Source organism: Gemmatimonadaceae bacterium, assembly GCA_035606695.1.
GTDB lineage: Bacteria > Gemmatimonadota > Gemmatimonadetes > Gemmatimonadales > Gemmatimonadaceae > JAQBQB01.
Genome location: DATNEW010000039.1, coordinates 149749 through 162418, shown reverse-complemented (window position 1 = coordinate 162418; position 12670 = coordinate 149749). Strand labels below are relative to the sequence as shown.

Below are 12670 nucleotides of genomic sequence, written 5' to 3'. Positions count from 1 at the left end.
GCGTTACTCCTGGATCGACATCGATCGCGCAGGGATCTACGGTCACTCAGGCGGCGGGTTCGCGACGGCCGACGCCATGTTCCGATATCCAGATTTCTTTAAAGTCGGAATCTCGGAATCGGGCAACCACGACAATCGCGCATATGAGGATGACTGGGGCGAGCGGTATCAGGGACTCGAGGTTCGCGATGGCAAGGGCGGCTCGAACTACGACGACCAGGCCAATCAGAATCTCGCGAAAAACCTCAAGGGCAAGCTGTTGCTCGCGCACGGCACGATGGACGACAACGTTCCACCGGACAACACGCTCCTGGTCGTCGATGCGCTGATCAAGGCGAACAAGGATTTCGATTTGCTCATGCTGCCGAATCAGCCGCACGGCTACGGGAACGAATCGAATTACATGACGCGCCGGCGCTGGGATTACTTCGTGAAGAATCTGTTGGGTGCGGAGCCGCCGAAGGAGTACGAGCTCGGTCCGAAAACCGCACCGCGCGCGACCCCATGAGTCAGTCCTTCTTCTTTTTCTCGTAAGGCGACATCATGTCGAGCCGCTTACCGCGGCGGCACAGCTCCACCAACGCCCCGAGACGCTTCTCCCGCGTTTCGGGGCGTTTGGCGCTCATCACCCAATGCGCCGCGATGCGCTTGTAGCCTGGTGGCTGGGCGTCGAAGAAGGTCCACGCATTCTTGTCGCGGCGAAACGTTGCTGCCGTGGTTGCGTCGAATGCGGCGGCTTTTCGCTCGAACGAATAGACCGCGGATTTCCGCTCGTCGCGCCGCGCAAACGCCGCGAGACCGGTCGGTTGCATGCGCCCCGTTTTCGTCAGCTCGGCCACGCGCTTGATGTTCACGGCGCTCCAGACGCTCGCCGGTTTCCGCGGCGTGAAGCGGATCGAGTAGCTGTCGTCGTCAATCCGCCGCCGCACACCGTCGATCCAGCCGAACGAAAGCGCCTCGTCGACGGACTGCGGCCATGTGATGCTCGGCTTCCCGCTGTCGACCTTGTGAAATCCAACGAGCAACTCGCTCGCCGTCTCGTAGTTCTTCTCCAGCCACGCGCGAAAATCTTCCGGGGTTTTGAAGAATCTCGGCTTCATGCGTGACCCCGTTCGGGGAGACGCAGCTCGTTCACGACCTGCTCGACGATTTCGGGAATCGGCCGTGCGCCGTCGACGCGCAGTGCGTCGCGCGGCTTCTCGAGCGTGGCGAGTTGGCTGTGCAACAACTCGGGCGGCGCGAAATGATGCTTCCGCTCAGCCAATCGCTGCGCGAGCACTTCGGGGGGCACGTCGAGAAAGACAAACCGCACCGCACGACCGGCGTTGGGCACGCGCAGTGTCTCGCGGTAATCGTGCTTCAACGCGGAGCACGCCAGGATGGCGTGGTCGTCCTCGCGCACGACCTGCTCGACGACGTCACGAAGCGCCGCCAGCCAAGGCCGTCTATCTTCGTCGGTGAGGCCGATTCCGTGCGACATCTTCTCGATGTTCGACGCGGGATGGTATGCATCACCTTCGACGAAACGCCAGCCCGTGGCGTCAGCGAGCGCCTGGCCCACCGCGGTCTTGCCGGCGCCTGACACGCCCATCACGACGACGACGTTCGGTGTTGTTTCTTTGTCATTCATCGGTGCGAATTCTGCACTGGAACGTCCTTCATGCCAACCATGCGCGCACTTACCGTTACGCCGAAAGTCCCGAATTCGGTTCAGCTCGAGGAATTCAACGTCCCATCCAGCGAACTGGGCGCGGTGCTCGTGCGCGCGGTGGCCCTTGGCATCTGCGGTACCGATCATGAGATCGTTCAAGGCGACTACGGCCAGGCGCCCCCGGGACACCAGCGCTTGATCATCGGCCACGAATCGCTCGGTCGCGTCGAAGATGCGCCGGCCGCCAGCGGGTTGTCGAAGGGCGATCTCGTCGTCGGCATCGTTCGGCATCCCGACCCCGTTCCGTGCGCGAACTGCGCGGTCGGGGAGTGGGATATGTGTCGCACTGATCAGTACACCGAACATGGCATCAAGGCGCTCGACGGCTACGGCTCGGAGTTCTATCGCCTTTCGCCGGAATACGTCGTCCGCCTCGACCCGCGGCTCGGAATACTCGGCGTGCTCGTCGAGCCAACGACCATCGTCGCCAAGGCGTGGGAGCACACCGAGCGCATTGGTGAGCGCGCGCGCTGGACGCCGAGACGTGTGCTCGTGACGGGGGCGGGCCCGGTGGGATTGCTCGCTGCGTTGCTCGGCGCGCAGCGCGGACTCGAGATCCACGTACTCGATCGCGCGACCGATGGCCCGAAGCCCGCGCTCGTGCATGATCTGGGTGGAACTTACCATGCGTCATTCGACGACGTTGGCCACGATTATGATATTGTGATGGAATGCACCGGAGCGGCCTCGGTGATCGTCGAAGCGGTGCAACGCACCGCCGCGGATGGCATCACATGCCTTGCCGGCGTCTCACACTCGGCGCAAGAGACGATCGACATCGGTGAGCTCAATCGCGAGATCGTGTTGGGGAATCGCGTGATCTTCGGTTCGGTCAACGCGAATCGTCGTCATTACCAGGCGGCGATCGACGCGCTGGCGAAAGCGGACGCCGCGTGGCTGCATCGTGTCGTCGCGCGACGGGTACCCCTCGATCGATGGCGGGAAGCGTTCGAGGTCCGCGATGACGACGTCAAGACCGTCGTCGTGTTCTCTCCCGACGTGAGCTGACGAATGCCCGGACTCATCGAAGACTACGCGATCATTGGCGACTGCGAGACCGCGGCGCTCGTATCGCGCATGGGCTCCATCGACTGGCTCTGTTGGCCGCGCTTCGACTCCTCGGCGTGCTTCGCGGCGCTCCTGGGAAGTGAGAAGAACGGGCATTGGTCGCTCGCGCCGGCAGATCCCACATCGCGCTGCACGCGGCGATATCGCGACAACTCACTGATTCTCGAAACGGACTACGAGACGGCGGATGGCGCCGTCACCGTGATCGATTTCATGCCGCTGCGCGACGGCGTGTCGAACGTGGTTCGCACCGTGATCGGCAAGCGGGGCCGGGTCCCGATGCGAACGGAGATCGTGCTGCGCTTCGACTATGGATCGGTGGTGCCGTGGGTGAGCCGGCTCGACGACGGCACGCTGCGCGCGATCGCCGGCCCCGACATGATCTGCATTCGCTCGGATGTGCAGCTGCGCGGGCAGGATCTGACGACCATCGGCGAGTTCACGATCGCCGAGGGTGACCGCGCGTCGATGGTGATGACCTGGGGTCCGTCGAATCAGCAGCCGCCGGCGCCGTCCGACCCGGATCGCGCATTAGAGGTTACTGAAGACTTCTGGCGTCGCTGGTCGAGCCTCTGTCACTACGACGGTGAATGGTCCGGCGCGGTGATGCGCTCGCTGGTCACCCTCAAGTCGCTGACGTATCATCCGACGGGCGGGATCGTCGCCGCGCCGACGACGTCTCTCCCCGAGCAGCTCGCGGGCTCGCGCAATTGGGACTATCGGTTCTGCTGGTTGCGCGATGCCACGCTCACGCTGCTCGCGCTGATGAATGCCGGCTATTACCACGAGGCCGGTGCGTGGCGCGAATGGTTGTTGCGCGCGTGCGCCGGAGCGCCGGATCAAGTGCAGATCATGTACGGCTTGAGCGGCGAGCGCATGCTTCGCGAGTGGGAGATCTCGTGGCTGCCCGGATATGAGAACGCGAAACCCGTCCGCTGCGGCAACGCGGCGCATGAGCAGATCCAGCACGACATCTTCGGCGAGGTGATGGACGCGCTGCATCAAGCCCGCGTCGGTGGAATGCCGGAGCTGCCGGATGCGTGGCAGCTCGAATGCGCGCTTCTGCAGCAGCTCGAGCAGACGTGGCGCAAGCCGGATCACAGCATCTGGGAAGTTCGCGGTACGCCGCAGCACTTCACCCACTCCAAGGTGATGGCCTGGGTCGCGTTCGATCGCGCGATAAAGAGCGCCGAACGATTCAACCTCAAGGGCCCGCTCGACCGGTGGCGCCGCATTCGCCAGGACATTCATGACGAAGTGTGCGAGAAGGCGTACGATCCGAATCTCAACGCGTTCACACAGTCGTACGACTCGAAGCTCGCGGACGCGAGCACGCTCGCCCTTGCGACCGTCGGCTTTCTGCCGCCCAGCGACCCGCGCGTGCGCGGGACGGTGGAGTACGTCGAGAAGAAACTGTGTGCGCACGGCTTCGTGCTGCGCTACGACAGTGAAGAAACGGACGATGGCTTGCCGCCGGGCGAGGGCGCATTTCTCGCCTGCAGCTTCTGGCTCGCCGACAACTACGTGTTGCTCGGCCGCCGCGGTGACGCCGTCAAGTTGTTCGAGCGGCTGTTGTCACTGCGCAACGACGTCGGATTGCTCTCCGAGGAATACGATCCCATCGCGAAGCGGCTCGTCGGCAACTTTCCACAGGGCTTCTCGCACATCGCGCTGCTGAGCACCGCCTTCAACCTCTCGAAGCATCAAGGCGCCTCGTCGAAGGACGAGCCGATCTCGCGAATCTGATCGGCGTGTCGCGCTTCGTGCGCGCCGACGAACGCGATCCAGGTGTAGAGGTCGACGGGCCCGAAGATCGGGTGCGAATGCGACGCGGTGCCCAGGGCCAGGCCGTCGAGGCTGACGACCGTGTCGATGAACTCGGTCCGTGAACGGTCAAGCGCGGACCACGCGGCCTCGAGGTCCATCGCGCCGGTCGGATGAATTGGTGTCGGCGCCTCGATCTTCCTCGTGCGATCCAGAAATCTATTGACGTCAATATTTTTCAGGATGGGGCCTGCGTCGGATTCGGCCGGTGAGTCCGACGCGCGCAGTTCCGCGCCGCGCTTGCGGAGAATGGCCGTGATGCGCGGCTCGACGATCGCCAGATGTTCGAGCACCGCCAGGATCGACCAACCACCGGTGGTCGGCGCGACATTATGGCGCGACGACGGAATGCCCTCGACCGTCGAGCGCAGTTGGCGGCGTTGATCCGCGACGTACTCCAGCAACTCGTTGATTCTCGGATGCATCACTTGATTCTCGCGATGCCGTTGCCGGGCGTTGGAAAGCGCACGAAGACTTCCGGATCGTGACCCGGCACGATGAGCCGCGGATTCGACGCGAGCGTCAGCATGCGTGCCTGCGCGCGAAGGTTCGATGCCGAGTCGAGCGTCTGCGCGATCGGTACGTGGCGGGCGAGGTTCTCGTAGAGGTACACGTTGTCGGATGCCAACACCACCGTGCCCGACGACGCGTGCACCGTGGCGAACTGCGATTGATACGTGTGCTTGCCGCCGATGTAGACGCTGATGCCTGGAAGGATTTCCTTTGCATCGCCGTCGACGAGCATCAACCGACCCTCGCGCGCGATCTTGGCCAGCACCGGCGCGTCGACCGCGTCGATCATGCGGTCCTTGCGCGTTCCCGCCGAATCGGTGTGGTGCTCGAACTCTTCGCGCTGAATCCAGACGCGCGCGTTGGGAAAGAGATCGACGCCGTCCAGGTGATCCCAGTGCACGTGTGAGATGATGACGTCGGTCACATCCTCGGGCTTCACGCCCGCGCGCGCGACGGCATCGCTCGGCTTCATGAAATCGGCGGGATGCCACTGCTGAATGAACTTGTCGCGGTAGAAACCCGCGTCGAGCACGACGTTGCGGCCGTTGCCTTTGATCAACCACACCATCATCGCGAGGTCGATGCGGCGGCTGGTGTCGGCGCTGGCGATGAGTCCGGACAGCTTGAAGTTCGGAATCGTCGCGTAGCGCAGCGCGTAGACTTCGTAGTCGGACGGCGCGGAGGACCGCAGACCGAGCGACGCCGCAAGTGTCAGGACACCGATCGCGGCCACGAACGTGGATCGAATTGGTCTACTCAAGATCTTTTGCATACCGGCGCCCGGTGTGAGTGTAACCGATGCGCTCATAGAACGCGTGCGCATCAGTTCGGCGCAAGGCGGTCGTTACGACCATGCGCATGCAACCGCGGTCGCGCGCCCAGCGCTCCGCTTCATCGACGATGGCGCGCCCGACGCCGGTGCCGCGCACCGCTTCTTCCACGACGAGCAGCGATAGCTGCGCGAGTGGTGCGTTGTGATTCAGCGTGTTTCTGATATGTATGGTGGCGAGTGCCACGACGCCGCCTCGATTCGGTGCATCCACGACAATGGCGCGCGCGTTTGTGTCGCCGGCGATTCGCGCCAGACGTGCGGGAATCACGTCCGGCGTCGCGGGATGGCCAAGCTGCGTGCAGAGACGAGCCAGCGCGTCGGCGTCGGCCGCTGTTGCATCGCGTGTAACGAACGAGCTCATTCTCGGCAATCTCCGCTTCTGGCGCGCAGGTGCCCGGGATATGCAATGGGGAATTCCAGGAACGCACGGATGGTCCCAGCCGGGAATTTCTTCCGCCCGGACGGCATAATATATAGCTTCGTTCCTGGCCGCCCGAACGGACGATCCCGCCCACCGGTTCGTCGTATGCGAGAACTCTGTCGTCGTCTTCGCTCAGGTCTGGCTGCGCTGGTGTTGGGCGCGGTGTCCGCGCACGCCCAGCTCATTCGCGGCGCGGTTCTCGTCCGTGACGATTCGAGCGGGGTGGTTGGCGCGGTCGTGGTGCTCCTCGACGGCGCGGGTGACATTCGCGCTCGAACGTTGACCGACGATCGCGGGCGATTCACCATCCGCATCGCGCAGCCGGCCGTGTATCGCGTGCGGGCGATGCGCATCGGTCTCCGGCCGTTCACGACGCCGGCGGTCGTCTTCGCGAACGACACGAACGTCGTACTTCGCATGTCGAGCGCGCCCGCGGGGCTGCCGCCCGTGACGACGCGCGAGCAAACCCAATGCAATCTGCGTCCCGACTCGGCGCTCGCCCTCGGCGCCGTGTGGGAGGACGTGAAGACCGCGCTGCTCGCGACGGCCATCACGCGCGAGAAGCACGCGTACCGATTCGACCTCGTCGATCACGTGCGCACGTACGATTATGCGACAGGCGAGTTGCGGGGCGTGCGAATGGACGAGGCGCAGCTGTACGACAGTCACACGTGGGCGAGCTTGCCCGCCGAAGAGTTGCGACGCATCGGCTACGTAATTCAGGACCAGGACAGCACCACGTTCGTTGCGCCCGATATCGAGACGCTGCTGTCGAACTACTTCATCGAGACGCACTGCTTTCGGTTCGCGAGCAATCCCGTCGCTGACTCGCTCCTTGCCGTGGAGTTCGCGCCGGCCGGCCGCGTGAAGCACGCCGAAGTGCGCGGGACATTGTGGATCGACAAGCGGACCCACGAGTTGCGCAGCGTGAGTTTTCGGTATGTCAATCTGCTCGCCGCGGACTCGATCGCGGGCGGCGACGTACAATTCGCGCGGCTCTCCACCGGCGCGTGGGTGATGACCGACTGGTCGATTCGCGCGCCCGTGTTGCGTTTGAATTCCGAGCAGCAGGTGAGCGGCGCGGCCATCGCCTCGGGACGCCGCGCCAATCGATTCTCCACGCCGCTCGTGGTTGGCAAGCACACCATCGTTACGGATCAACTGCGCGCGTATGGCGGAACGCTCGAGGCGGTGTGGCGCGACAGCGTGCTGCTCTGGTCGCCGCCGAAGCGCGCGCTGGAATTGCGCGTGACGAGAGGATTCGCTCGTACACCGCCGGTCGCCGATGAAACGACGGTATATCTCATCGGCACGACCCGCTGGCTCGACGTCGACAGCACGGGCTCGGTGCGTTTCGAGAATCTCGTGCACGGCGATTACATCGTGGACGTCGGCACGCGGCAGCTCGACGTTCTCGGCTGGCCGCGTTCGCGCGTGCAGGTTGAGATCGGCCGCGCTCCGGTGGAGTTGGCGGAGGTGAATCTCGCCTCACCTCTCGACGCGGCGCGCACGGTGTGTGGTGATGATGCGAAGCTGCTATCCGATCGCACCGGCGTTCTCATCGGCGCGGTGACGCGCGGCGACGAGCCGCTCGGGCATCGAGACGTGACGTTGAGCTGGACGCACGAGCCTGGCGCCGGTCGGGATGGCTCGCATACGGTGACGCGTACCGTGCGCACGCTGTCCGGCGACGGGCGCTATCTCGCGTGCGGTATTCCGCGGGATGTGCCGATCACGCTGCGTGTGAACGGCACGAACAAAATGGCGACGACGCGCATTGGTCCGCGCGAGGTCGTTGGCATCGTGGATTTACCGGTGGCGCCGTAGCGTCAGGCGTCGCGCTACCGGAAGGTTCCCGGGCTCACGTCGTACACCTGCGCGCGCACGCCAACCTGGTCGGCCGGATTCCAGAAGCCAAGTTGCTCGGTCCAACGCGTGGCTTCGAGTGCGCGTCCGCGAAGCGCGAGGAAGCCCGCCGCGCGATTCGTCTGAACGCCAATCCGCTTGAGATCAGCGAGTCCGCGAATGACGGTGTTGCGCCGCTCGTCGACGATACGGCGCGCCGTTACGACCCCAATCCCCGGTACGCGCACGAGCGCCTCATAGGTTGCCGTCGTGAGCTCGAGTGGAAAGCGTTCCGGATGCGCGAGCGCCCACGCGACTTTAGGATCGTTCGCGAGCGGCAGGTTGCCGTCGGCCTCGAAGACGACTTCGCTTTCATTGAATCCGTAATAGCGCAGCAGATAGTCGGTTTGATACAGCCGATGTTCGCGCAGCGCCGGAACCGCCGGGCGCGATTCGAGTGGTGTTTCACGAATTGGACGAAATGCGCTGAAGTGCACGTGGTGCACGCCGCCGGCGTTGTACAGCTCTGACACGCGGTTCACGATGGCGCGATCGGAATCCGGCGTTGCACCGACGACGAACTGCGTCGTCATGCCGGATGCGCCGCCGGGACGCAAAGGATTGCGGCGGCGTCCGTCACGTTCGTGAGCTTGCTCGAGCACCACGAGCTTGCGCGCGCGCGACAATGTGTCGATCGCCGTCGCATAACTTTTTTCGGGCGCGATCGCGGTGAGTGTATCGCCGCATGGTGCTTCGAGATTGAGCGACACGCGCGTCGCCAGCGCGGTGATCCGCTCGATCTGCGCCGGCTCGGCGCCGGGAAGAATCTTGACGTGGATGTAGCCGTCGAATTTGTGCTTGTGCCGCAGCAGCTCGAGTACGGCGATGAGGTCGTCCATCACTTTCACGGGGCGGCCGGGAATGCCCGTCGTGATGAACAAACCCTCACACCAGCCGCGACGCCGCGCTTCGAGAAAAATCTTGACCAGCTCGTGCGGCTTGAGGAGTGCGCGCGGCATGTTGCGATCGCGGCGCATGGGACAGTAGTAGCAGTTGAAGCTGCACGCATTCGTCATGAGAATGCGAAGCAGCGTTGTCTTGCGCCCGCGACCCGCGCTCACCGTGCGGAAGTTGAGCGGGCGAAGAGCGCCGACGTCGTTGGCATGGCGCAGTCGCGGCGGAAGCGACATGGCCGAACCGGACTCGCGGTCGTCGCCGGCCATGGTCATGAGGATTTCGATCTTTCGTTCGAGCGTCATTTCGTCCATGTCGGCCTCCGCCAGCGCGACATGGACGATACCGAATAAATACCGAAAGATCAATACTTCGCCAGGTACGTCTCCAGCTCCCACGCACTGACCTGCGTGATGTAGTCCCGCCATTCCTGGCGCTTGGCGGCCACGAAGTGCGTCGTGATGTGTTTGCCGAGCGCGCCTGTGATCACGTCGTTCTTCTCGAGCTCGTCGAGTGCCTCGTTGAGATCGTGCGGCAGGTCGTCGATGCGCAGCCGCCGCTTTTCGCGGAAACTCATTTCCCAGATGTTCTCGTTGACCGGCTCGCGATAGTCGGCGTCGGTCTCGATGCCGTCGAGTCCCGCGGCGAGCATCACCGCGAGCGCGAGATACGGATTCGCCGCCGGATCGGGCATGCGGAGCTCCAATCGCGTGCCGAGCCCGCGACGGTCCGGTACGCGAATGAGCGGCGAGCGGTTGCGCATCGACCACGCGACGTTCACCGGCGCCTCGAACCCGGGGACCAGCCGCTTATATGAGTTTACTAATGGGTTCGTGATCGCGCACATACCGCGTGCGTGGCGCAGCAGACCGCCGATGTAGTGCAGCGCGGTCTTCGAGAGCTCCCAGTTCGCCGTGTCGTCCCAGAACGCGTTTTGCTTGCCCTTGAACAGCGATTGGTGCGTGTGCATGCCGCTTCCGTTCTGGCCGAAGATCGGCTTGGGCATGAACGAGGCGAGCAAGCCGAACTGCGTCGCGACGTGTTTCACGACGAAGCGGAAAGTGGCGATGTTGTCCGCCGTCTTGAGCGCTTCGGCGTAGCGGAAGTCGATCTCGTGCTGGCCGTGCGCGACTTCGTGATGCGCCGCCTCGACCTCGAAGCCCATGCGCTCGAGCGTGTCCACCATCGCGCGGCGCGCGTCTTCGCCAAGGTCGGCGGGCGCGAGATCGAAGTAGCCGCCGACGTCGTGCGTGGTCGTCGTCGCCTCGCCGTTCGGATTGGGACGGAACAGAAAGAACTCGGCTTCCATGCCGGCGTTCATCGTGTAGCCCATGCCCCGCGCCTTCTCGAGCACCGACCTGAGCACACCGCGCGGATCGCCCGGGAACGGCTCGCCCGACGGCATGCGAATGTCGCAGATGAGCCGGCAGATGCGATTGTCGGGATCGCCCCATGGATATATGAGAAACGTGTCGAGGTCGGGCGCGAGCAGCATATCCGACTCTTCGATGCGTACGAAGCCCTCGATCGACGAGCCGTCGAACATGATGTCGCCGTCGAGGGCCTTCTGAAACTGCGACGCCGGAATCTCGACGTTCTTGTTGATCCCGAGGATGTCCGTGAACTGCAGCCGCATGAAGCGGACGTTCAGCTTCTCGGTGAGCTCGAGAATATCCTTGGCCGATGCGCCGGTCGTATCGGGCGTCAGCGAACGAGAACGTGCTGGCAATGTGAGCGGGGAGATGGGCGATGGGAAACGAGCGATGGACGCGAGTAGGGGCGTGTACACGCTACGACGCGCCAGGGCGAATTGTAAAGCGGTTCACCACTCGCGCGCGACACCGGGCATGCGCTTTGCCGCCTTCGTTTGTCATGACATCAACGACACTTCGAGGGAGAGAGCGATGGATATCAAGGACGTCATGACTCGCAATCCGCACTGCGTCACGCCCAACGCAACGATTCAGGAGGCGGCGCAGATCATGGCGCGCGAAGACATCGGCATCGTGCCGGTCGTCGAGCAGGACAATGACCGAAAGCTCGTCGGCGTCATCACCGACCGCGACATCGCGGTGCGCTGTGTCGCGCAGGGACGCGGCGCCGATTGCCGCGTGTCGGAAGCGATGAGCTCCGGCCGCATCACGACTTGCCGGGAAAACGAACACATCAACCGCGTCATGGACGCCATGCGCACGGAGAAGGTGCGTCGCATCCCGATCGTCGATGAGCGCGGCGGACTGGTCGGCATTGTGTCGCAGGCGGACGTCGTGCGGAAATCGCGCGACGGTTCGCGCGCCGAACGCACGATCGAAGACATCTCCGAGCCCGGCGGACGGCACGCACAGCACGCCGACTGATTCAGCAGGAACCACACTTGCATTTGTTTACAAACGAGCCGCGCGACGCTTCTGGTTGCGCGGCTCGCGACGCCTACGAGGAGGATGTGTGAGTCGGTACGCCGCCATTCAGGCGAACCTGCGTAATAATCCGCGCCGCTGGTTGGTGACGGGCGCAGCCGGATTCATCGGGTCAAACATTACCCGCCAGCTGCTACAGCTCGGCCAGCACGTCGTCGGACTCGACAACTTCTCGAGCGGCTATCAGCGCAACATCGATCAAGCGATTGCCGAGAGTGAAGGCGGCGGCGGAACGTTTCGTCTCGTGACGGGAGACATCGAAGATCTCGCGGTCTGTGTCGACGCCTGCGCGCAGGTGGATTACGTCATTCATCAGGCCGCCATCGGTTCGGTGCCGCGCTCCATGGAAGATCCGATCGCCGTGAACCGAACGAATGTCGACGGGTTCGTGCACATGCTCACGGCGGCGCGCGATGCCGGCGCTCGCCGATTCGTCTATGCGTCATCGTGCGCGATATATGGCGACGCGCCTGAAACGCCGAAGCGTGAGGACGGCGCGCTCGTCGCGCTCTCACCCTACGCCGTCACCAAGCACGTCAACGAGCTGTACGCCGCGGTCTATCAACGGGCGTTCGGCATCAGCACAGTCGGCCTGCGGTACTTCAACGTGTTCGGCCCGCGGCAGGATCCCGATGGCCCGTACGCCGCGGTCATTCCGATCTGGACGCGCAATCTCATTCTCGGCGAGCCGTGCCGCATTTACGGCGACGGCGAGACGACGCGTGACTTCATCTACGTCGACGACGTGGTGCAAGCGAACATCCTCGCCGCTCTGGTCGATGATGATTCGGCAACGGGCACGGCGTACAACATCGGTTCCGGACAATCGACCAGCCTTGTCGGGCTCTTCGGATCGATTCGCGATGCACTCGGGGAAAAACGTCCGGAGTTGGCAGCGGCGGCGCCCGCGTTCGAACCGTTCCGTCACGGTGACATCCGCCACTCGCGCGCCGACACGACGAAGGCGGCCAGTCAGCTCGGCTTCGCACCGCAGTACACGGTGGAGAGCGGGCTTCGGGCCGCCGTCGAGTGGTACGTCGAGAATCTCGTTCCGGCTAATCGCTCGGCGGTGCCGGCGTAAGCCG

The 12670-nt window shown here is 63.9% G+C and carries 13 protein-coding genes; 6 read left to right on the top strand and 7 right to left on the bottom strand.

The features are described from left to right. A partial coding sequence (locus VN706_21450) for a prolyl oligopeptidase family serine peptidase (protein ID HXT18211.1) occupies nt 1-508 on the top strand: 508 nt, incomplete at its 5' end. Between the two features lies 1 nt (nt 509). Here the strand turns inward: VN706_21450 and VN706_21445 are convergent. Then, complete coding sequence (locus tag VN706_21445) at nt 510-1100, bottom strand: YdeI/OmpD-associated family protein (GenBank protein ID HXT18210.1); 591 nt, start codon at nt 1098-1100, stop codon at nt 510-512. Next, nucleotides 1097-1630, bottom strand: a complete 534-nt coding sequence (locus VN706_21440; protein HXT18209.1) for a gluconokinase — start codon at nt 1628-1630, stop codon at nt 1097-1099. Before VN706_21440 ends, VN706_21445 begins: the two co-directional genes overlap by 4 nt. Nucleotides 1631-1660: 30 nt before the next feature. Between VN706_21440 and VN706_21435 the strand changes: the two genes are divergently transcribed. Both VN706_21435 and VN706_21430 read left to right on the top strand, forming a co-directional pair. Then, a complete protein-coding gene (locus tag VN706_21435) occupies nt 1661-2719 on the top strand; it encodes a glucose 1-dehydrogenase (protein HXT18208.1) in 1059 nt (352 codons plus the stop codon). 3 nt (nt 2720-2722) lie between these two features. Further along, nucleotides 2723-4525 (top strand): glycoside hydrolase family 15 protein, encoded by a 1803-nt coding sequence (locus VN706_21430; GenBank protein ID HXT18207.1) that lies wholly within the window; start codon nt 2723-2725, stop codon nt 4523-4525. Here VN706_21430 and VN706_21425 read toward each other — a convergent pair. Genes VN706_21425 through VN706_21415 form a run of 3 tightly spaced genes read right to left on the bottom strand, consistent with a single transcriptional unit; the run spans nt 4483 to nt 6309 of the window. Next, nucleotides 4483-5028, bottom strand: a complete 546-nt coding sequence (locus VN706_21425) for a DinB family protein (protein ID HXT18206.1) — start codon at nt 5026-5028, stop codon at nt 4483-4485. The two genes, VN706_21430 and VN706_21425, sit on opposite strands and share 43 nt — an antisense overlap. Then, a complete protein-coding gene (locus VN706_21420) occupies nt 5028-5876 on the bottom strand; it encodes an N-acyl homoserine lactonase family protein (GenBank protein ID HXT18205.1) in 849 nt (282 codons plus the stop codon). Before VN706_21420 ends, VN706_21425 begins: the two co-directional genes overlap by 1 nt. Continuing rightward, the gene (locus VN706_21415; protein HXT18204.1) at nt 5869-6309 is read right to left on the bottom strand and encodes a GNAT family N-acetyltransferase; all 441 of its coding nucleotides are present in this window, start codon (nt 6307-6309) and stop codon (nt 5869-5871) included. The genes VN706_21420 and VN706_21415 overlap by 8 nt, the downstream gene beginning before the upstream one ends. Before the next feature lie 165 nt (nt 6310-6474). On the opposite strand from VN706_21415, the gene VN706_21410 reads away from it, so the two are divergent. Continuing rightward, nucleotides 6475-8196 carry a carboxypeptidase-like regulatory domain-containing protein gene (locus VN706_21410; GenBank protein ID HXT18203.1) on the top strand — a complete coding sequence of 574 codons (1722 nt, stop codon included), beginning with the start codon at nt 6475-6477 and terminating at the stop codon, nt 8194-8196. Nucleotides 8197-8210: 14 nt separating this feature from the next. Here VN706_21410 and VN706_21405 read toward each other — a convergent pair whose 3' ends face one another. Together VN706_21405 and VN706_21400 are read right to left on the bottom strand one after the other, a co-directional pair. Continuing rightward, nucleotides 8211-9482: a radical SAM protein gene (locus VN706_21405; GenBank protein ID HXT18202.1), complete on the bottom strand. Its 1272-nt coding sequence runs from the start codon at nt 9480-9482 to the stop codon at nt 8211-8213. A 50-nt stretch (nt 9483-9532) separates the two neighbouring features. Then, complete coding sequence (locus VN706_21400) at nt 9533-10897, bottom strand: glutamine synthetase family protein (GenBank protein ID HXT18201.1); 1365 nt, start codon at nt 10895-10897, stop codon at nt 9533-9535. 175 nt (nt 10898-11072) lie between these two features. Here VN706_21400 and VN706_21395 point away from each other — a divergent pair, with 175 nt between their 5' ends. Continuing rightward, nucleotides 11073-11525, top strand: a complete 453-nt coding sequence (locus tag VN706_21395; GenBank protein HXT18200.1) for a CBS domain-containing protein — start codon at nt 11073-11075, stop codon at nt 11523-11525. A gap of 88 nt (nt 11526-11613) precedes the next feature. Continuing rightward, entirely contained in the window at nt 11614-12666 is a 1053-nt protein-coding gene (locus tag VN706_21390) for an SDR family oxidoreductase (protein ID HXT18199.1), read from the top strand. The last annotated feature ends 4 nt before the right edge of the window (nt 12667-12670 follow it).

Coding starts and splice junctions, on each gene's coding strand:
- VN706_21410 (HXT18203.1), top strand. CDS start 6,475: ATGCGAGAACTCTGTCGTCGTCTTCGCTCAGGTCTGGCTGCGCTGGTG.
- VN706_21430 (HXT18207.1), top strand. CDS start 2,723: ATGCCCGGACTCATCGAAGACTACGCGATCATTGGCGACTGCGAGACC.
- VN706_21445 (HXT18210.1), bottom strand. CDS start 1,100: ATGAAGCCGAGATTCTTCAAAACCCCGGAAGATTTTCGCGCGTGGCTG.
- VN706_21395 (HXT18200.1), top strand. CDS start 11,073: ATGGATATCAAGGACGTCATGACTCGCAATCCGCACTGCGTCACGCCC.
- VN706_21425 (HXT18206.1), bottom strand. CDS start 5,028: ATGCATCCGAGAATCAACGAGTTGCTGGAGTACGTCGCGGATCAACGC.
- VN706_21435 (HXT18208.1), top strand. CDS start 1,661: ATGCCAACCATGCGCGCACTTACCGTTACGCCGAAAGTCCCGAATTCG.
- VN706_21415 (HXT18204.1), bottom strand. CDS start 6,309: ATGAGCTCGTTCGTTACACGCGATGCAACAGCGGCCGACGCCGACGCG.
- VN706_21440 (HXT18209.1), bottom strand. CDS start 1,630: ATGAATGACAAAGAAACAACACCGAACGTCGTCGTCGTGATGGGCGTG.
- VN706_21405 (HXT18202.1), bottom strand. CDS start 9,482: ATGGACGAAATGACGCTCGAACGAAAGATCGAAATCCTCATGACCATG.